This is a genomic window from Streptomyces sp. NPDC001606, from assembly GCF_053596835.1.
Map to the genome: position 1 here is coordinate 336,812 of NZ_JBSFHC010000004.1, position 17,648 is coordinate 354,459.

The following is a 17,648-nucleotide window of genomic DNA, read 5'->3' on the forward strand; positions in this document are numbered from 1 at the left end:
GGTGCCGACTATTGAAAGTCCGCAGGTCGGCGCTGCGCCAGAGGGTCCGGGCAAGTCGCGGAAAGTTGTAGGGGCCGCGGTAAAGGGGCGGTAAAAGGTGACTGTTCATCCTATGTGCCGCCGGGCGGTGCAAACCGGTCAGTTCCGGCGCAGCAGCCGGGTCGCGCCCGCCGCCACCGTCGTCGCCAGGATCCAGCCGAGCAGGATCATCGCGGTCGCCAGCCACTGCCAGCCGCCGCGCAGCTGCCACTGCCCGACCTGGCCCAGGTCGATCACCGGCAAAAGCAGGTCCAGCGTGAACAGGGCGGGGCTCCAGTCCGGGTGGCCGTCGTGGTTCACCGGCGGATGGTCGGCGTGCCCGAACGCCAGCGTGCCCGCCGCCCACAGCACCGCCATCCACACCGCGGCCCGGCCCGGCCGGTAGCCGTAGGCCACCGCCCAGTCCTGGACGTACCCCCAGAACTTGGCCGCCAGCGGCAGGGTCTCCCGGCGCCGGCGCTGCTTGGCGAGCAGCACCTCGCGGGCGTCCTCGTCCTCCCCGGCCGCCCGCAGCACCGCGGCCAGCCGCTCGTACGGCTCCGGGGCGTACTCGGCGGTGGCCGCCGCGACCCAGTCCAGCCGCCGGGTCAGCGGGAAGGGGCCCTGCGGGACCAGGTTCTCGTAGGCGAACCCGCCCATGTGCAGCCGCCCGGCGTCCGGCCAGGCGCTCGCCCGGTCCACCAGGTTGACGATCCGGGCGCCGGACAGCACCACCTTGCCGCGCTGCGGCTTGTCGCCGAGGAACCGCAGCTCGGGCGTCTGCACCCGGCGCAGCGACAGCTCCTGGTCGTCGGTGAAGGAGAACCGCGCCCGCTCCAGGTCCACGGCGTCGCCGAACCGCCCGTCGTCCAGGCGTAGTCCGCCCTGGCACTCGAAGCGCTGGACGCGGGTCCCGCGCGCGGGCGTGGTGCCGCTCAGCAGCGGGCTGCCGATGCCCGCCGGGGTCAGGTACAGGGTGCGCTCCACGGTCAGCTGGGGGGCGTTCAGGGCCAGCCGGGAGTAGGGGTTGGCGAGGTGCGCGCCGCGCAGGCTGAGCGAGACGCCGACCTTGGCGCCGCGCAGGCTCAGCTCGCCGTGCGACTCCAGCATCTCCGCCTGGAGGTCCTGGCCCACCGTCATGCCGTCCCCGGCGATCGACCGGCCGCTGCGGTCGCGGTACACCACCGCCTGGTTGAGCAGCAGATCGGTGCCGATGTGGGCGTCGGTCAGCCGGACCCCGTTCTGGAACCGGCACCGCGGCAGATGCAGATCGCCCTCGGTGTGCACCCGGGCCGCCTCCAGTCGTGGCACCGAGCAGTCCACCATGCGGACGGTGGTGAACCGCGCCTCCGGCAGCCGGACCTCCTCGTCGAACCGGCAGCCGCGCAGCTCGACGTACGGCGTGATGTGGCCGCCGGCGAGATCCAGTGTGCCGGTGATCCGCACCCCGCTGAGCTTCAGGGCGGACACCCGGCCGGCGAGCGCCGGCGGGCCGTCCAGCAGCAGCCAGGCGACGACCCGCGCCCGTACGGACCGCTCGGGCCCCCACGGATGCCCGCCGTGCGGATCGTCCACCACGGCGTCCCCGCTGCTCAGGTCGTACAGGCTGCCGTTGCGGAAGGCCTGCCAGAGGCCGGCCTCGGCCGCGGTCAGGTCGTCCGGCAGATCGCCCGGCAGGTTCCCGGTGTGGAAGCCGGTCCCCTCGGTCACCGCTCTCCTCTCGCATGACTCTCGTACCGATGTTCACGCAGTCGGCGCAGCCGGTTGATGCCCGCTGAGTAACGGCCGTTACACAAAAAGTGAAGGGGATCTTCCGGGATCCGGCCAGCGTCTGTACCGCCCCTTGTCCCACGCTCTGTATCAGCCATTGATACGCGCCAACGGGCCGGGACACCGGTCTGAGAGAATTGGGACTGTGATTTCCCGAATCGATCTGCGCGGCGACGCCCTTCCCGAGGGCCCCGCCCTGCGCGACCTGCTGCCCCGAGCCGACTTCGACGTTGCGGCCGCCCTCGAGAAGGTGCGTCCGATCTGCGAGGCCGTGCATCATCGCGGGGACGCGGCGCTGATCGACTTCGCCGAGAAGTTCGACGGAGTACGGCTGGAATCCATCCGTGTCCCGGCCCAGGCGCTCACCGACGCGCTGGCCGCCCTGGACCCGGCCGTGCGCGCCGCGCTGGAGGAGTCCATCCGCCGCGCCCGCCTGGTCCACCGCGCGCAGCGCCGCTCCGCGCACACCACCCAGGTGGTGCCCGGCGGCTCGGTGACGGAGAAGTGGGTGCCGGTCGAGCGCGTCGGTCTGTACGCGCCCGGCGGCCGCTCCGTCTACCCGTCCTCCGTGATCATGAACGCCGTACCGGCCCAGGAGGCCGGGGTCGAGTCCATCGCGCTCGCCTCCCCGCCGCAGGCCGAGTTCGGCGGGCTGCCGCACCCGACGATCCTCGCCGCGTGCGCGCTGCTCGGCGTGGACGAGGTGTACGCGGCCGGCGGCGCCACCGCCGTCGCGATGTTCGCGCACGGCACCGAGTCCTGCGCCCCCGCCGGCATGGTCACCGGCCCCGGCAACATCTGGGTCGCCGCCGCCAAGCGCTACTTCACCGGCAAGATCGGCATCGACACCGAGGCCGGGCCGACGGAGATCGCGATCCTCGCCGACTCCACCGCCGACCCGGTGCACGTGGCCGCCGACCTGATCAGCCAGGCCGAGCACGACCCGCTCGCGGCCGCCGTCCTGGTCACCGACTCCGCCGAGCTGGCGGACGCGGTGGCGAAGGAACTGGAGCCGCAGGTCGCCGCCGCCAAGCACGTCGAGGACCGGATCGCGCCCGCCCTGGCGGGCAAGCAGTCCGCGATCGTGCTGGTCGACGGCATCGAGGAGGGCCTGAAGGTGGTCGACGCGTACGGCGCCGAGCACCTGGAGATCCAGACCGCCGACGCCGCCGCCGTGGCCGACCGGGTGCGCAACGCGGGCGCGATCTTCATCGGCCCCTGGGCCCCCGTCTCGCTCGGCGACTACGCGGCCGGGTCCAACCACGTGCTGCCCACCGGCGGCTGCGCCTGCCACTCCTCGGGCCTGTCCGTGCAGTCGTTCCTGCGCGGCATCCACATCGTCGACTACACGCAGGAAGCGCTGGCCGAGGTCGCGCATCACGTGGTGACGCTGGCGGAGGCGGAGGACCTCCCGGCGCACGGCGCGGCGATCAAGGCGAGGTTCGGCTGGAAGGTACCCGAGAGCAAGTGAGCGACGTAAGGATCGACGATCTGCCCGTACGGGACGAGCTGCGCGGCAAGTCCCCCTACGGAGCGCCCCAGCTGGACGTCCCCGTACGGCTGAACACCAACGAGAACCCCTACCCGCTGCCCGAGCCGCTGGTCGAGCGGATCGCGGAGCGGGTGCGCGAGGCCGCCCGCGACCTCAACCGCTACCCCGACCGGGACGCGGTCGAGCTGCGCACCGAGCTGGCCGGGTACCTGACGCGGACCGGCGGCTACCCGCTCGGCCTGGAGAACGTCTGGGCCGCCAACGGCTCCAACGAGGTCATCCAGCAGCTGTTGCAGACCTTCGGCGGACCGGGCCGTACGGCCATGGGCTTCGAGCCGTCGTACTCGATGCACGCCCTCATCGCGCGCGGCACCGGCACCGGCTGGATCTCCGGCCCGCGCACCGAGGACTTCACCATCGACCTCGCCGCCGCCGAGCGGGCCATCGCCGAGCACCGGCCGGACGTCGTCTTCATCACCACCCCCAACAACCCCACCGGCAACGCGGTCCCGCCCGAGACGGTCATCGCGCTCTACGAGGCGGCGCAGGCGGCCAAGCCGTCGATGGTGGTCGTGGACGAGGCGTACGTCGAGTTCAGCCACGGCGACTCGCTGCTGCCGCTGCTCGCGGGCCGCCCGCACCTGGTCGTCTCCCGGACCATGTCCAAGGCGTTCGGCGCGGCCGGGCTGCGCCTCGGCTATCTCGCCGCGGACCCGGCGGTCGTGGACGCCGTCCAGCTGGTACGGCTGCCGTACCACCTGTCGGCGGTCACCCAGGCGACCGCCCTGGCCGCCCTGGAGCACACCGACACGCTGCTGAGCTACGTCGAGCAGCTGAAGACCGAGCGGGACCGGCTGGTCGCCGAGCTGCGGGCCATCGGCTACGAGGTGACGGAGTCCGACGCCAACTTCGTGCAGTTCGGGCGGTTCGCGGACGCGCACACCGCCTGGCAGAAGATCCTCGACCGGGGCGTCCTGGTCCGGGACAACGGCGTACCGGGATGGCTGCGGGTCACCGCCGGCACCCCACAGGAGAACGACGCGTTCCTCGACGCGGTCCGCGATCTGAAGAAGGAGCTTGAGGCATGAACCGCGTAGGACGCATAGAGCGCACCACCAAGGAGACCTCCGTCCTGGTCGAGATCGATCTGGACGGCACCGGACGGACCGACATCGCCACCGGCGTCGGCTTCTACGACCACATGCTCGACCAGCTCGGCCGGCACGGACTGTTCGACCTCACCGTGAAGACCGACGGCGACCTGCACATCGACTCCCACCACACCATCGAGGACACCGCCCTCGCGCTCGGCGCCGCCTTCAAGCAGGCGCTCGGCGACAAGGTGGGCATCTACCGCTTCGGCAACTGCACGGTCCCGCTGGACGAGTCCCTCGCCCAGGTGACGGTCGACCTCTCCGGCCGCCCCTACCTCGTGCACACCGAGCCCGAGAACATGGCGCCGATGATCGGCGAGTACGACACGACGATGACCCGGCACATCCTGGAGTCCTTCGTCGCCCAGGCACAGATCGCGCTGCACGTGCACGTGCCGTACGGCCGCAACGCGCACCACATCGTGGAGTGCCAGTTCAAGGCGCTGGCCCGGGCGCTGCGCTACGCCTCCGAACGCGACCCCCGCGCGGCCGGCATCCTCCCCTCCACGAAGGGCGCCCTGTGAACAGCCTGTCCACCATCCTGATCGTCGTCGGCCTGTTCCTGGTCGGCGGCATCATCTCCTTCGTCAAGCAGAAGATGCCCACCAGCCTGATCGTGCTGCTCTCCATCGGCGCGGGCATGTGCCTGGTCGCGGGCGTCATGCGGCTGGGGGTGTGGAATTGAGCGCCAAGAACGTCAAAAAGGTCGTCGTCTTCGACTACGGCTTCGGCAACGTCCGCTCCGCGGAGCGCGCCCTCGCGCGCGTGGGTGCCGAGGTCGAGATAACCCGCGACTTCGACAAGGCGATGAACGCCGACGGCCTGCTGGTGCCGGGCGTGGGCGCGTTCGCCGCCTGCATGGAGGGGCTGCGGGCCGCGCGCGGGGACTGGGTCGTGGACCGCCGGCTGTCCGGCGGCCGCCCCGTGATGGGCATCTGCGTCGGCATGCAGATCCTCTTCGCGCGCGGCATCGAGCACGGTGTGGAGGCCGAGGGCCTGGACGAGTGGCCCGGCACGGTCGAGCCGCTCCAGGCCGACGTCGTACCGCACATGGGCTGGAACACCGTCGACGCCCCGGCCGACTCGCGGCTCTTCGCCGGCCTGGACGCCGACGCCCGCTTCTACTTCGTGCACTCCTACGCCGTGCACGACTGGCAGCTGGAGACCCACAACCCGGTCATCGAGGCGCCCAGGGTGACCTGGGCGACGCACGGCAAGCCGTTCGTGGCCGCCGTGGAGAACGGCGCCCTGTGGGCCACCCAGTTCCACCCCGAGAAGTCCGGCGACGCCGGCGCCCAGCTCCTCACCAACTGGATCGGAAGCCTGTAGACCATGGCCAAGCTCGAACTCCTCCCCGCCGTCGACGTCCGCGACGGCCAGGCCGTGCGCCTCGTGCACGGCGAGTCGGGGACCGAGACCTCCTACGGCTCGCCGCTGGAGGCCGCCCTCGCCTGGCAGCGCTCCGGCGCCGAGTGGCTGCACCTGGTCGACCTGGACGCCGCGTTCGGCACCGGCGACAACCGGGAGCTGATCGGCGAGGTCACCAAGGCGATGGACATCAAGGTGGAGCTGTCCGGCGGCATCCGCGACGACGCCTCCCTGGCCGCCGCCCTGGCCACCGGCTGCACGCGCGTGAACCTCGGCACGGCGGCCCTGGAGAGCCCCGAGTGGGTCGCCAAGGTCATCGCCGAGCACGGCGACAAGATCGCCGTCGGCCTCGACGTGCGCGGCACCACCCTGCGCGGCCGTGGCTGGACCCGCGACGGCGGCGACCTCTACGAGACGCTGGACCGCCTCAACCGGGAGGGCTGCGCCCGCTACGTGGTCACCGACATCGCCAAGGACGGCACCCTCCAGGGCCCCAACCTGGAGCTGCTGAAGAACGTGTGCGCCGCGACGGACCGCCCGGTCGTGGCCTCCGGCGGCGTGTCGTCCCTGGACGACCTGCGCGCCATCGCCGAGCTGGTACCCCTCGGTGTCGAGGGCGCCATCGTCGGCAAGGCCCTGTACGCGAAGGCGTTCACCCTGGAAGAAGCACTGGAGGCAGTGTCGTCATGACATCCGAAGCCGTGCGGCGCGTGCAGAGCGGAAGTCCCTGGGAAGAGAGTTTCGGTTGCGCACGGGCCGTCGCGGCGGGGGACCGCGTGCTGGTGGCCGGCACCTCGGCCTTCCGGGGCCGGGTGCTCTACGGCGAGGGCGATCCGTACGAGCAGGCCAAGGTGGCGTTCACCAGCGCGCTGGAGGCGATCGCCGAGTTCGGGCTGGGACCCGGCTCGGTGCTGCGGACCAGGATGTACCTGACCCATGCGCGGGACGTGGACGCCGTCGGCCGCGCGCACAAGGAGCTGTTCGACGGCGTCCGCCCGGCCGCGACCCTGCTGGTCGTGGAGGGCTTCGTCGATCCGCGCATCCTGGTCGAAGTGGAACTAGAGGCATACAGAGGAGCCGTGGATTCATGACCCTGGCGGTCCGAGTCATCCCCTGCCTGGACGTGGACAACGGCCGGGTGGTGAAGGGCGTCAACTTCCAGAACCTGCGCGACGCGGGCGACCCCGTCGAGATGGCCAAGGTGTACGACGCCGAGGGCGCCGACGAGCTGACCTTCCTGGACATCACCGCGTCCTCGGGCAACCGGGAGACGACGTACGACGTGGTGCGCCGCACCGCCGAGCAGGTGTTCATCCCGCTGACGGTCGGCGGCGGCGTCCGCACCGCCGAGGACGTGGACAAGCTGCTGCGGGCCGGCGCCGACAAGGTGGGCGTGAACACCGCCGCGATCGCCCGCCCCGAGCTGATCCGCGAGATCGCCGAGCGGTTCGGCCGCCAGGTGCTGGTCCTCTCGGTCGACGCCCGCCGCACCGGGTCGGGCTCCTTCGAGGTGACCACGCACGGCGGCCGCCGCGGCACCGGCATCGACGCCGTCGAGTGGGCGCACCGGGCGGCCGAGCTGGGCGCCGGCGAGATCCTGCTGAACTCGATGGACGCCGACGGCACCAAGGACGGCTACGACCTGGAGATGATCGCCGCCGTCCGCAAGCACGTCACCGTCCCGGTGATCGCCTCGGGCGGCGCGGGCAGGCTGGCGGACTTCCCGCCGGCCGTGGCGGCGGGCGCGGACGCGGTGCTGGCCGCATCGGTGTTCCACTTCGGCGACCTGCGCATCGGCGAGGTCAAGCAGACCCTCCGGGAGGCCGGACACCCCGTCCGGTAGCGCCCTCCCGGGGGTGCCGCTCAGATGCCCAGCTGCTTGGACTCGTGCAGCTGGGCGATCGCGGCCGCGTCGCCGTCCAGTTCCACCGTGGCCGCGCTCTGCCGGCCGAAGGCGAACATCAGCAGCTCGGCGGGCTCACCCGTGACGGTCACCACCGGTGTGCCCCGGTGCGCGACCGCCGTCTGCCCGTCCGGACGGCGCAGCACCAGGCCGGTCGGCACCCCCCGGCCCATCAGCCGGGCGGTGCGCTCCAGCCGGGACCACAGGGCGTCCTGGAAGACCGGGTCCAGCTCGCGCGGGCTCCAGTCCGGCTGGGCGCGCCGGACGTCCTCGGTGTGGACGTAGAACTCGACGACGTTGGCCGCCTCGTCGAGCTGTTTGAGCGCGAAGGGCGAGAAGCGCGGCGGCCCGGTACGGATCAGCTGGATCAGCTCCTCGTACGGCTTGGCCGTGTACTCGGCCATCACCTTGTCCAGGCGCGACGCGAGCGGCTTGATCACGGTGCCGCCGGCCGCGTCCGGCCGGCGTTCGCGCACCACCACATGCGCGGCCAGGTCCCGGGTGAGCCAGCCCTCGCAGAGGGTGGGCGCCTCGGGACCGACGGTTTCCAAGAGGTCGGCGAGCAGGAGCCGTTCACGCTTGGCGAAGGTCGACATGGTGTCAGCCTACGACCCCCGCCCGGTCCGCGCTGTGGACACTCGCCCGGGGCTGTCGGTCCCGCGCGGCACAATGGCACTCATGACCCGTACGACCGGCACCCCCCGGCCCAGCAGCCTCGATCCGGAGATCGCCGCGCGCCTCAAGCGCAGCGCCGACGGCCTCCTGCCCGCCATCGCCCAGCAGTACGACACCGGTGAGGTGCTCATGCTCGGCTGGATGGACGACGAGGCGCTGCACCGCACCCTGACCACGGGCCGCTGCACCTACTGGTCGCGCAGCCGCCAGGAGTACTGGGTCAAGGGCGACACCTCCGGCCACGTCCAGTGGGTGAAGTCCGTCGCGCTGGACTGCGACGCCGACACCGTGCTGGTCCGGGTCGACCAGGAGGGCGCCGCCTGCCACACCGGCGCGCGCACCTGCTTCGACGCGGACGTGCTCCTGAAGGACGCCGGTTCCGCCGTACCGGCCGTTGATCAGTAAGGTCTGCGGCCATGGACCTAGAGACCTTCCGCAAGCTGGCCGCCGACCGGCGCGTCATCCCGGTCACGCGCAAGCTCCTCGCCGACGGCGACACGCCGGTGGCGCTCTACCGCAAGCTGGCGGCCGAGCGCCCCGGCACCTTCCTGCTGGAATCCGCGGAGAACGGCCGTTCCTGGTCCCGGTACTCCTTCGTGGGCGTCCGCAGCGCGGCCACCCTCACCGCGCGGGACGGCGCGGCCCACTGGATCGGCACCCCGCCCGTGGGCGTCCCGGCCGACGGCGACCCGCTCGCCGTGCTGCGGGCCACCCTCCAGACGCTGCACACCCCGCACCAGGAGGGTCTGCCGCCGTTCACCGGCGGCATGGTCGGCTATCTCGGGTACGACATCGTGCGCCGCCTGGAGAAGATCGGCCCCGGCGAGCGCGACGACCTGCGGCTGCCCGAGCTGACCATGCTCCTGACCAGCGATCTCGCCGTGATGGACCACTGGGAGGGCTCGGTCCTGCTGATCGCCAACGCGATCAACCACAACGACCTCGACACCGGCGTGGACGAGGCCTACGCGGACGCCGTGGCCCGTCTCGACGCGATGGAGGCCGACCTCTCGCGCGCGGTGGCGCAGCCGCCCGCCGTGCTGCCGCCCTCCGAGCTGCCCGAGTACACCGCCCAGTGGGGCGGCCCCGACTTCCAGCGGGCCGTGGAGGACATCAAGGAGCGCATCCGCGCGGGCGAGGCCTTCCAGGTGGTGCCCTCGCAGCGGTTCGAGACGCCGTGCACGGCGAGCGCCCTGGACGTCTACCGGGTGCTGCGGGCCACGAACCCCTCGCCGTACATGTACCTCTTCCGGTTCGACGGCTTCGATGTCGTCGGCTCGTCCCCGGAGGCCCTGGTGAAGGTCGAGGACGGGCGGGCCATGGTCCATCCGATCGCCGGCACCCGGCACCGCGGGGCCACCCCGCAGGAGGACCAGGCGCTGGCCGAGGAGCTGCTCGCCGACCCCAAGGAGCGCGCCGAACACCTGATGCTGGTGGACCTCGGGCGCAACGACCTCGGGCGGGTCTGCGAGCCCGGCTCGGTCGAGGTGGTCGACTTCATGTCCGTCGAGCGCTACTCGCACGTGATGCACATCGTCTCGACCGTCACCGGTCGGGTGGCCGGCGGCCGTACGGCCTTCGACGTGCTCACGGCGTGCTTCCCGGCGGGCACCCTCTCCGGCGCCCCCAAGCCGCGCGCGATGCAGATCATCGACGAGCTGGAGCCGTCCCGGCGCGGGCTGTACGGCGGCTGCGTCGGCTATCTGGACTTCGCCGGCGACTCCGACACGGCCATCGCCATCCGTACCGCCCTGCTGCGGGACGGCACGGCATACGTACAGGCCGGAGCCGGCGTGGTCGCCGACTCCGACCCGGTGGCGGAGGACCAGGAGTGCCGCAACAAGGCGGCGGCGGTCCTCCGCGCGGTGCACACGGCCAACCGGCTTACCTCATAGGAGGGTTCAGCCGGTGAACGCGGCGGTGCCGTTCGGGGTGCCGAGCCCCGTCGGCCCGTCGTACCCGGCGGTGCCGGTGCACAGGTACGAGCCGCCGCAGCTGCCGTTGGAGCCGCTGGTGACGTCGTTCAGCGCCGAGGCGTGGGCGTAGGGGAACGACGCCGGGTAGGAGCCGCCGGACGGGGCGCCGGCCAGCGCGTAGGTCGCCGCGATCAGCGGGGCGGAGGCGCTGGTGCCGCCGAAGACCATCCAGCCGGTGCCCTGGCTGTAGGTGTCGTACACCGCGACACCGGTGTTCGGGTCGGCGACCGCCGAGACGTCCGCGACCGTGCGCTTGGCGCAGCCGCTGTCCTTCTGCCAGCTCGGCTTGGCGTCGTAGGAGGAGCAGCCGGAGCCCGCGCCGCTCCACACCGTGTCGGTCCAGCCACGGGCGTTGGAGGCCGTCTTGAGGGACGTACCGCCCACCGCCGTCACGTACTGCGAGGCGGCCGGGTACTCGGTGCCGTAGCCGTTGTCACCGGAGGAGACGGTGATGGCGACGCCCGGGTGGTTGAAGTACGTGGAGTCGTACGTCGCGTCGCTGGAGGACTCGTTGCCGCCGTAGCTGTTGGAGACGAACTTCGCGCCCAGCTTGACCGCGGTGTTCACGCCGGTGCCCAGGTTGGTCATGCTGGCGGTGCTGGCCTCGACCAGCAGGATCTTGCAGTTCGGGCAGGCCGCGCTGACCATGTCCAGGTCGAGCGATATCTCCTCGGCCCAGCCGGAGTTGCCGCGCGGGTACTTGGTGCCGCCGGTCTGGTCCACCTTCTTGAAGCAGCCGTTGGCCGTGGTGCAGGCCGACAGGCCGTACTGGGCGCGGTAGGTGGCGAGGTCGGCCTCGGCGTTGGGGTCGTCGTAGGCGTCGACGATCGCCACCGTCTGGCCCGTGCCGCCGGTCGCGGAGGGCAGGTTGTACGCCGCCTGGAGCGAGGCGGGGCCGTAGCCGGAGGGGGTGGCGGCCGCGGTCAGGGCGCTCTCGGCGTGCGCCGACAGCGGGGTGCCCGAGGTGACCTGGAGGGCCTTGCAGGCCATCTCGTCCTTCTTCGTCGGCGCGGCGCAGGCGTGCGCCACGGTGACGCCGTGGGACGAGGAGGTGGCGGCCTGGCCGACCGGGGCGGCCAGGGCCAGGGCTGCCGTGGCGAGCGTGGCCACGGCGGTGAGGGATGCGGTTCTGCGCAACGTACGTCCTATCCACGAGGTGGGGTGAACCAGGGAAGGGCTGTGGGGGGTGCGCGGTGCCACCCCGGCGCGTGGTGTCGTGTCGGGGTGGCGCAGAACGTACGGATGTCGGGACCGCGTCAACAAGACGCCTGTTGAAGGCGGAACGTCCCTTTGCCGTTCCTGGGGCATTCATGGGCCGTTCCTGAGCGTGCCATGACAGAAACCTGAGCGGTTCATGGGTTGACGGACCCGGGTGCGGGCTCTTCCGGGGTTCAGGCGATAGTGGAGTACGTGACTGCCGTACCTCACCCCCGTACCGAAGCCGCCGCGCCCGCCCGGTCCGGCCGCCGGAGCCTCGCCCTGGCCCTGCTGTGCGGTGCGCTCGGCGCGGCCGTCGCGCTGCTCGCCACCCGGCAGCGCTGGGCCGAGGGCACCGCGACGGTGGCCGGCGGCGCGTTCCCGCTGACCGCGAAGGGCAGCGATGTCACCGGCGTCCCCGCGGCCCTCGCCATAGTGGGCCTCGCCGCGCTCGTCGCCGTCTTCGCGGTCCGCCGGGCCGGCCGCGTGGTCGTCGCCGCGCTGCTCGCGCTCTCCGGCGCCGGGATCGCCGCCGCCGCCCTCGTCGCCGCCGGCGACGGCTCCGCGCTGGACGAGAAGGCCGCCCAGGCGAGCGGCGACACCACCGCCACCGTCGCCTCGCTCAGCCACACCGGCTGGCCCTACGTCGCGGCCGCCGGCGGCCTGCTGATCCTGCTCGCCGGCCTGCTCGCGCTGCGCTACGGCAGCCTGTGGCCCGCCATGTCCGGCCGCTACGAGCGCGGCACCGGCCGGCCCCGCCGCAACCCCCGCCCGGTGGACCCCGAGCGGCCCGAGGAGATCTGGAAGGCACTGGACCGGGGCGAGGACCCGACCGGCACCTGAACCGGGGTACCCGCAGGGCGTGCGCGAGTGTGGCGAACCAGACGCCACCCCCGCGTCCGGCACGCGTGCGCGTACGGGACAATGGACGCCGACACGTACACAGCAACGAGGAGCAAGTCATGGCGGGTAGCAGCCACGGTCACGGTCACACCCCTGCCGCGTGGACCGGTGTCATCATTTCCTTCATCGGTTTCTGCGTCGCCGGCGCCTTCACGGTGATGGCCCAGCCCGTCGGCTTCTGGGCCGGCATGGCGCTGATCCTGGGTGGCGCGGTGGTCGGCGGCATCATGCGCGCCATGGGCCTCGGCTCGAACCCCAAGCCCCTCGTGGTGGCCGGCGCGCCCGCCGTGAGCCGTGAGCCGGTCGCTGCCGAGAGCTGAGCCGACGGCTTTTCCGCGAGCTTCCCCGAGGGGCGGCCCGGCACCCAGGCGGTGCCCGGCCGCCCCTCGCCGCTTCCCGGGTGCGAGGGGCGGGCGGGGACGGCAGAATGCGGGCGTGACCGCCGACAGCAGCACGGCCCCGCCCCGCCCGCCCGAAGGCCCCGAGGCGCTCCCGCAGGCACCGGCGCCCGACTCCGCGTGGCGCCGGCTCGCCGTGCCGGCCGGCCTGTTCGCCGCGGTCGCCGGAGCCTCCGCGTACGTCGGCGCCGTCGACCCGAACGAGCCCGGCCACTACCCCGTCTGCCCGCTCTACGCGCTCACCGGCCTGTACTGCCCCGGCTGCGGCGGACTGCGCAGCGCGCACGCCGTCGTCCACGGCGACCTGGCCGCCGCACTGCACGACAACGCCTTCGCCGTGGCCGCCTACCCGGCCTTCGCGCTGCTGTGGGCCGTCTGGGTGGTGCGCGCGGTGCGCGGCCGGCCCTTCCGGCCGGGGCTGCGACCGGCGCAGGTGTGGGCGCTCTGCGCGCTGCTGCTGGTCTTCACCGTGGTCCGCAACCTCCCCCTCGGCAGCGGACTGCATCCCTGACCGATGGGGGAACGTCCAGGTAGTGGGACCACCGTCCGCCGGATGCGAGGCCTCGGCGTTCCTCCGGATACCATCGCAGTGACCACGGGTATTCAAAACCTGAAGGAACCACCGTCTGGAAGGGGGCCGCTCGCGTGAGTGTGCTCGACGAGATCATCGACGGAGTCCGTGCCGACCTCGCGGAGCGGCAGGCACGCGTCAGCCTCGACGAGCTCAAGGAGCGTGCGGCCAAGGCCCGGCCCGCCAAGGACGGGGTGGCCGCGCTCAAGGGCGACGGCGTCAAGGTCATCTGCGAGGTCAAGCGGTCCAGTCCCTCCAAGGGCGCGCTGGCCGCGATCGCCGACCCGGCCGGGCTCGCCGCGGACTACGAGGCGGGCGGTGCGGCCGTCATCTCCGTCCTCACCGAACAGCGCCGCTTCGGCGGCTCGCTGGCCGACCTCGAGGCCGTCCGCGCGCGCGTGGACATCCCGGTGCTGCGCAAGGACTTCATCGTCACGTCGTACCAGCTGTGGGAGGCCCGGGCGTACGGCGCCGACCTCGCGCTGCTGATCGTCGCCGCCCTGGAGCAGTCGGCCCTGGAGTCGCTGATCGAGCGGGCCGTCTCCATCGGCCTCACCCCGCTGGTCGAGGTGCACGACGAGGACGAGGTCGAGCGGGCCGTCGCCGCCGGAGCCAAGGTCATCGGTGTCAACGCGCGCAACCTGAAGACGCTGGAGGTCGACCGCGGCACGTTCGAGCGGGTCGCGCCGGAGATCCCGGACGGCATCGTGAAGGTCGCCGAGTCCGGCGTCCGCGGCCCCCACGACCTGATCGCCTACGCCAACGCGGGCGCCGACGCGGTGCTGGTCGGCGAGTCGCTGGTGACCGGCCGCGACCCGAAGGCCGCCGTCGCCGACCTGGTCGCCGCGGGCGAGCACCCCGCACTGCGGCACGGCCGGAGCTGATCTCCCGCTAGGCTGATCCCGATGACTCTCATCATGACGACCGTGGACCGGTACGCCCGCCTGGCGCGCGGCTGCCGCCCGAGGGGCTGCCGCGCCCCGGCGAGGCGTGTCCACGGCCGCCGCGTGCGGTACGTCATCGGCGATGAGCCGGGGCAAGTCAACGGCATGCGATGGCAGCAGCCGACCTGAGGGGCGCGGGGCTCTGTTCGATGTGCGGCCACCGCCGCGCGGGCGCGACCGGCCTCAGCCGGTCCGCAGTCGACTGACCACCCCGTCGCCCCACGGCGAACAGTGTTTTCCCACGCACTCACCGTGAGGTTCGGCATGCCCAACAACTTCTTCTTCCCCGACCCGGAGGGTCAGGTGCCCAGCGCCGAGGGCTACTTCGGCGCGTTCGGCGGCAAGTTCATCCCGGAGGCCCTCGTCGCCGCCGTGGACGAGGTCGCCGTCGAGTACGAGAAGGCCAAGCACGACCCGGAGTTCGCCCGCGAGCTCGACGAACTGCTCGTCCACTACACCGGCCGGCCCAGCGCGCTGACCGAGGTGCCCCGGTTCGCCGAGCACGCCGGCGGTGCCCGGATCTTCCTCAAGCGGGAAGACCTCAACCACACCGGCTCCCACAAGATCAACAACGTTCTCGGCCAGGCTCTGCTGACCAGGCGGATGGGCAAGACCCGGGTCATCGCCGAGACCGGCGCCGGGCAGCACGGCGTCGCCACCGCCACCGCCTGCGCCCTGTTCGGCCTCGACTGCACCATCTACATGGGCGAGATCGACACCCAGCGCCAGGCCCTGAACGTGGCCCGCATGCGCATGCTCGGCGCCGAGGTCGTCGCCGTGAAGTCCGGCAGCCGCACCCTCAAGGACGCCATCAACGAGGCGTTCCGCGACTGGGTCGCCAATGTGGACCACACCCACTACCTGTTCGGGACCGTCGCCGGACCGCACCCCTTCCCGGCGATGGTGCGGGACTTCCACCGGGTCATCGGCGTCGAGGCGCGGCGGCAGCTGCTGGAGCGCGCCGGCCGGCTGCCCGACGCCGCCATCGCCTGCGTCGGCGGCGGCTCCAACGCCATCGGCCTCTTCCACGCCTTCATCCCCGACGAGGGCGTCCGCCTCATCGGCTGCGAGCCCGCGGGGCACGGCATCGAGACCGGCGAGCACGCGGCCACCCTCACCGCCGGCGAGCCCGGCATCCTGCACGGCTCCCGGTCGTACGTGCTCCAGGACGACGAGGGCCAGATCACCGAGCCCTATTCGATCTCGGCGGGCCTGGACTACCCGGGCATCGGGCCCGAGCACTCCTATCTGAAGGACTCCGGCCGCGGCGAGTACCGCGCGGTCACCGACGACGCCGCCATGCAGGCGCTGCGCCTGCTGTCGCGGACCGAGGGCATCATCCCGGCCATCGAGAGCGCCCACGCCCTCGCCGGCGCCCTGGAGGTCGGCCGGGAACTGGGCCCGGACGGCCTGATCGTCGTCAACCTCTCCGGCCGCGGCGACAAGGACATGGACACCGCCGCCCGCTACTTCGGCCTGTACGACACCGACGCCGAGGTGGCCGCCGACGCAGCCGACACCGCCGAGATCGAGGGGGACGCCAAGTGAGCGGGAACATCCAGTTGCTGACCGACACCCTCGCGGGCGCCAAGGCGGAGGGGCGGTCCGCGCTCATCGCCTACCTGCCGGCCGGGTTCCCCACCGTGGACGGCGGCATCGAGGCGATCAAGGCCGTCTTCGACGGCGGCGCCGATGTGGTGGAGGTCGGGCTGCCGCACAGCGACCCCGTCCTCGACGGCCCGGTCATCCAGACCGCCGACGACATCGCCCTGCGCGGCGGCGTCCGCATCGCCGACGTGATGCGCACGGTCCGGGAGGCCCACCGGGCCACCGGGAAGCCGGTGCTCGTCATGACGTACTGGAACCCCATCGACCGCTACGGCGTCGAGCGGTTCACCGCCGAGCTGGCCGAGGCGGGCGGCGCGGGCTGCATCCTGCCCGACCTGCCGGTCCAGGAGTCGGCGCTGTGGCGGGAGCACGCCGCGAAGCACGGCCTCGCGACCGTCTTCGTGGTGGCGCCGAGCAGCAAGGACGAGCGGCTCGCCGAGATCACCGCGGCGGGCAGCGGCTTCGTCTACGCGGCCTCCCTGATGGGTGTCACCGGCACCCGGGAATCCGTCGGGGCCCAGGCCCAGACCCTGGTCGAGCGCACCCGGGCGACCGGCACCGGCCTGCCCGTCTGCGTCGGCCTCGGCGTCTCCACCCCGGCCCAGGCCGCGCAGGTCGCCGGCTTCGCCGACGGAGTGATCGTCGGCTCGGCGTTCGTACAGCGGATGCTGGACGCCCCGGACCAGGCCGCGGGCCTGGAGGCGGTGCGGGAACTGGCCGGCGAGCTGGCGAAGGGCGTGCGCGGACAGGCGTAACCCCTCCCTACCGGGACAACCTGGTCACTCGAACGGGTGGACCTCGGGCCGGGGAGGCGCGCTGCGCCTCCCCGGTTCGTTCTGGGGGTGTGAGCGAGAAGAACCGTGACGGAAAGCGCACCGCCCGGGAGCGGCTGGCGGTCGAGCGTGAGAAGCAGAGGACCGCGGAGAAGCGACGGCGCGCGCTGATCGTGGGCGCGAGCGTCGTCTGCGTCCTCGGCCTCGCGGCGGTGATCGGCGTGATCGCCGCGAACTCCGGCAAGGAGAAGAGCAGCAAGAGCGAGGGACCGGCCGTGGCGCCCTCCGGCGCGCAGGGCAAGGACAGCCTCGCGATCCCGGTCGGCAAGGACAGCGCGAAGTCGACGCTCACCGTCTGGGAGGACTTCCGCTGCCCGGCCTGCCAGGCCTTCGAGACGGTGTACCGGCCGACCCTCCATGAACTCGTCGACGCGGGCAAGCTCAGAATCGAGTACCACCTGGTCCGGCTGATCGACGGCAACCTCGGCGGCACCGGCTCGCTGCGCGCGGCCAACGCCGCCGCCTGCGCCCAGGACGCCGGTAAGTTCCGCGACTACCACGACGTGCTGTACGCGAACCAGCCCAAGGAGACCGACGACGCCTACGGCAGCGACGCCAGGCTGATCGACCTCGCCGGCAAGGTGAAGGGCCTGGACACGCCCGCCTTCCGGACGTGCGTCAAGGACGGCACCCACAACAGCTGGGTGAACAAGTCCCACAAGGCCTTCGCGGCCGGCGGCTTCACCGGCACGCCCACGGTCCTGTTCGGCGGGAAGAACCTCGCCCAGGACCAGACGATGACCCCGGCCAAGCTCAAGCAGATGGTGGAGGCGGCCGACCAGGGGTAGGCGTTTTCCGCCAGCCCGTTATGGACCCGTAGCCGGGCTGCTTGCCGTCC

21 protein-coding genes are annotated in these 17,648 nt (G+C 72.3%); 18 read left to right on the top strand and 3 right to left on the bottom strand.

Translation table 11 applies throughout. The features are described 5' to 3' along the window. Nucleotides 1-138: 138 nt before the first annotated feature. Nucleotides 139-1,728: an oxidoreductase gene (locus ACWCV9_RS11245; protein ID WP_450785665.1), complete on the bottom strand. Its 1,590-nt coding sequence runs from the start codon at nt 1,726-1,728 to the stop codon at nt 139-141. 205 nt (nt 1,729-1,933) lie between these two features. Between ACWCV9_RS11245 and hisD the strand changes: the two genes are divergently transcribed. The 8 genes from hisD to hisF are packed head-to-tail and all read left to right on the top strand — an operon-like array spanning nt 1,934 to nt 7,645. Further along, nucleotides 1,934-3,259: a histidinol dehydrogenase gene (hisD, locus tag ACWCV9_RS11250; protein ID WP_450785667.1), complete on the top strand. Its 1,326-nt coding sequence runs from the start codon at nt 1,934-1,936 to the stop codon at nt 3,257-3,259. Further along, complete coding sequence (locus ACWCV9_RS11255) at nt 3,256-4,368, top strand: histidinol-phosphate transaminase (protein WP_450785668.1); 1,113 nt, start codon at nt 3,256-3,258, stop codon at nt 4,366-4,368. The genes hisD and ACWCV9_RS11255 overlap by 4 nt, the downstream gene beginning before the upstream one ends. Next, nucleotides 4,365-4,958 (top strand): imidazoleglycerol-phosphate dehydratase HisB, encoded by a 594-nt coding sequence (gene hisB / locus ACWCV9_RS11260; RefSeq protein WP_247470096.1) that lies wholly within the window; start codon nt 4,365-4,367, stop codon nt 4,956-4,958. The genes ACWCV9_RS11255 and hisB overlap by 4 nt, the downstream gene beginning before the upstream one ends. Then, nucleotides 4,955-5,119 (top strand): hypothetical protein, encoded by a 165-nt coding sequence (locus ACWCV9_RS11265; RefSeq protein ID WP_385843911.1) that lies wholly within the window; start codon nt 4,955-4,957, stop codon nt 5,117-5,119. The genes hisB and ACWCV9_RS11265 overlap by 4 nt, the downstream gene beginning before the upstream one ends. Next, entirely contained in the window at nt 5,116-5,763 is a 648-nt protein-coding gene (gene hisH / locus ACWCV9_RS11270; RefSeq protein WP_450785670.1) for an imidazole glycerol phosphate synthase subunit HisH, read from the top strand. Before ACWCV9_RS11265 ends, hisH begins: the two co-directional genes overlap by 4 nt. 3 nt (nt 5,764-5,766) lie before the next feature. After that, a complete protein-coding gene (priA, locus tag ACWCV9_RS11275) occupies nt 5,767-6,492 on the top strand; it encodes a bifunctional 1-(5-phosphoribosyl)-5-((5-phosphoribosylamino)methylideneamino)imidazole-4-carboxamide isomerase/phosphoribosylanthranilate isomerase PriA (protein ID WP_450785672.1) in 726 nt (241 codons plus the stop codon). Continuing rightward, nucleotides 6,489-6,893 (top strand): RidA family protein, encoded by a 405-nt coding sequence (locus ACWCV9_RS11280; protein WP_385843908.1) that lies wholly within the window; start codon nt 6,489-6,491, stop codon nt 6,891-6,893. Before priA ends, ACWCV9_RS11280 begins: the two co-directional genes overlap by 4 nt. Continuing rightward, nucleotides 6,890-7,645: an imidazole glycerol phosphate synthase subunit HisF gene (gene hisF, locus ACWCV9_RS11285; protein WP_385843907.1), complete on the top strand. Its 756-nt coding sequence runs from the start codon at nt 6,890-6,892 to the stop codon at nt 7,643-7,645. The genes ACWCV9_RS11280 and hisF overlap by 4 nt, the downstream gene beginning before the upstream one ends. A 20-nt stretch (nt 7,646-7,665) precedes the next feature. Here hisF and ACWCV9_RS11290 read toward each other — a convergent pair whose 3' ends face one another. Further along, entirely contained in the window at nt 7,666-8,301 is a 636-nt protein-coding gene (locus ACWCV9_RS11290) for a TIGR03085 family metal-binding protein (RefSeq protein WP_450785674.1), read from the bottom strand. 82 nt (nt 8,302-8,383) lie between these two features. On the opposite strand from ACWCV9_RS11290, the gene hisI reads away from it, so the two are divergent. Together hisI and ACWCV9_RS11300 are read left to right on the top strand one after the other, a co-directional pair. After that, a complete protein-coding gene (gene hisI / locus ACWCV9_RS11295; protein ID WP_450785676.1) occupies nt 8,384-8,785 on the top strand; it encodes a phosphoribosyl-AMP cyclohydrolase in 402 nt (133 codons plus the stop codon). Nucleotides 8,786-8,796: 11 nt separating this feature from the next. Continuing rightward, complete coding sequence (locus ACWCV9_RS11300) at nt 8,797-10,275, top strand: anthranilate synthase component I (RefSeq protein ID WP_450785677.1); 1,479 nt, start codon at nt 8,797-8,799, stop codon at nt 10,273-10,275. A 6-nt stretch (nt 10,276-10,281) separates the two neighbouring features. On the opposite strand, the gene ACWCV9_RS11305 is transcribed toward ACWCV9_RS11300, so the two are convergent. Beyond that, complete coding sequence (locus ACWCV9_RS11305) at nt 10,282-11,493, bottom strand: S53 family peptidase (protein WP_450785679.1); 1,212 nt, start codon at nt 11,491-11,493, stop codon at nt 10,282-10,284. Nucleotides 11,494-11,757: 264 nt separating this feature from the next. On the opposite strand from ACWCV9_RS11305, the gene ACWCV9_RS11310 reads away from it, so the two are divergent. From ACWCV9_RS11310 to ACWCV9_RS11345, 8 genes are all read left to right on the top strand, one after another. Beyond that, nucleotides 11,758-12,396, top strand: coding sequence for a TIGR02234 family membrane protein (locus ACWCV9_RS11310; protein ID WP_450785680.1), 639 nt, complete (start codon nt 11,758-11,760; stop codon nt 12,394-12,396). Between the two features lie 119 nt (nt 12,397-12,515). Continuing rightward, nucleotides 12,516-12,776 carry an HGxxPAAW family protein gene (locus ACWCV9_RS11315; RefSeq protein WP_450785681.1) on the top strand — a complete coding sequence of 87 codons (261 nt, stop codon included), beginning with the start codon at nt 12,516-12,518 and terminating at the stop codon, nt 12,774-12,776. Between the two features lie 214 nt (nt 12,777-12,990). Next, nucleotides 12,991-13,365, top strand: a complete 375-nt coding sequence (locus ACWCV9_RS11320; RefSeq protein WP_450785791.1) for a DUF2752 domain-containing protein — start codon at nt 12,991-12,993, stop codon at nt 13,363-13,365. Nucleotides 13,366-13,499: 134 nt separating this feature from the next. Continuing rightward, a complete protein-coding gene (gene trpC / locus ACWCV9_RS11325) occupies nt 13,500-14,309 on the top strand; it encodes an indole-3-glycerol phosphate synthase TrpC (RefSeq protein WP_385843899.1) in 810 nt (269 codons plus the stop codon). A 21-nt stretch (nt 14,310-14,330) separates the two neighbouring features. Further along, the gene (gene trpM / locus ACWCV9_RS11330) at nt 14,331-14,498 is read left to right on the top strand and encodes a tryptophan biosynthesis modulator TrpM (RefSeq protein ID WP_385843897.1); all 168 of its coding nucleotides are present in this window, start codon (nt 14,331-14,333) and stop codon (nt 14,496-14,498) included. Between the two features lie 135 nt (nt 14,499-14,633). Then, complete coding sequence (trpB, locus tag ACWCV9_RS11335; RefSeq protein ID WP_450785683.1) at nt 14,634-15,917, top strand: tryptophan synthase subunit beta; 1,284 nt, start codon at nt 14,634-14,636, stop codon at nt 15,915-15,917. Then, complete coding sequence (trpA, locus tag ACWCV9_RS11340; RefSeq protein WP_450785685.1) at nt 15,914-16,732, top strand: tryptophan synthase subunit alpha; 819 nt, start codon at nt 15,914-15,916, stop codon at nt 16,730-16,732. The genes trpB and trpA overlap by 4 nt, the downstream gene beginning before the upstream one ends. Nucleotides 16,733-16,821: 89 nt before the next feature. Then, a complete protein-coding gene (locus tag ACWCV9_RS11345) occupies nt 16,822-17,598 on the top strand; it encodes a DsbA family protein (RefSeq protein ID WP_450785687.1) in 777 nt (258 codons plus the stop codon). The last annotated feature ends 50 nt before the right edge of the window (nt 17,599-17,648 follow it).

Bases quoted from the DNA above. Each gene is read 5' to 3' on its own strand.
- hisB (WP_247470096.1), top strand. From the start codon at position 4,365: ATGAACCGCGTAGGACGCATAGAGCGCACCACCAAGGAGACCTCCGTC.
- priA (WP_450785672.1), top strand. From the start codon at position 5,767: ATGGCCAAGCTCGAACTCCTCCCCGCCGTCGACGTCCGCGACGGCCAG.
- ACWCV9_RS11280 (WP_385843908.1), top strand. From the start codon at position 6,489: ATGACATCCGAAGCCGTGCGGCGCGTGCAGAGCGGAAGTCCCTGGGAA.
- hisF (WP_385843907.1), top strand. From the start codon at position 6,890: ATGACCCTGGCGGTCCGAGTCATCCCCTGCCTGGACGTGGACAACGGC.
- ACWCV9_RS11290 (WP_450785674.1), bottom strand. From the start codon at position 8,301: ATGTCGACCTTCGCCAAGCGTGAACGGCTCCTGCTCGCCGACCTCTTG.
- hisI (WP_450785676.1), top strand. From the start codon at position 8,384: ATGACCCGTACGACCGGCACCCCCCGGCCCAGCAGCCTCGATCCGGAG.
- ACWCV9_RS11300 (WP_450785677.1), top strand. From the start codon at position 8,797: ATGGACCTAGAGACCTTCCGCAAGCTGGCCGCCGACCGGCGCGTCATC.
- ACWCV9_RS11315 (WP_450785681.1), top strand. From the start codon at position 12,516: ATGGCGGGTAGCAGCCACGGTCACGGTCACACCCCTGCCGCGTGGACC.
- trpM (WP_385843897.1), top strand. From the start codon at position 14,331: ATGACTCTCATCATGACGACCGTGGACCGGTACGCCCGCCTGGCGCGC.
- trpB (WP_450785683.1), top strand. From the start codon at position 14,634: ATGCCCAACAACTTCTTCTTCCCCGACCCGGAGGGTCAGGTGCCCAGC.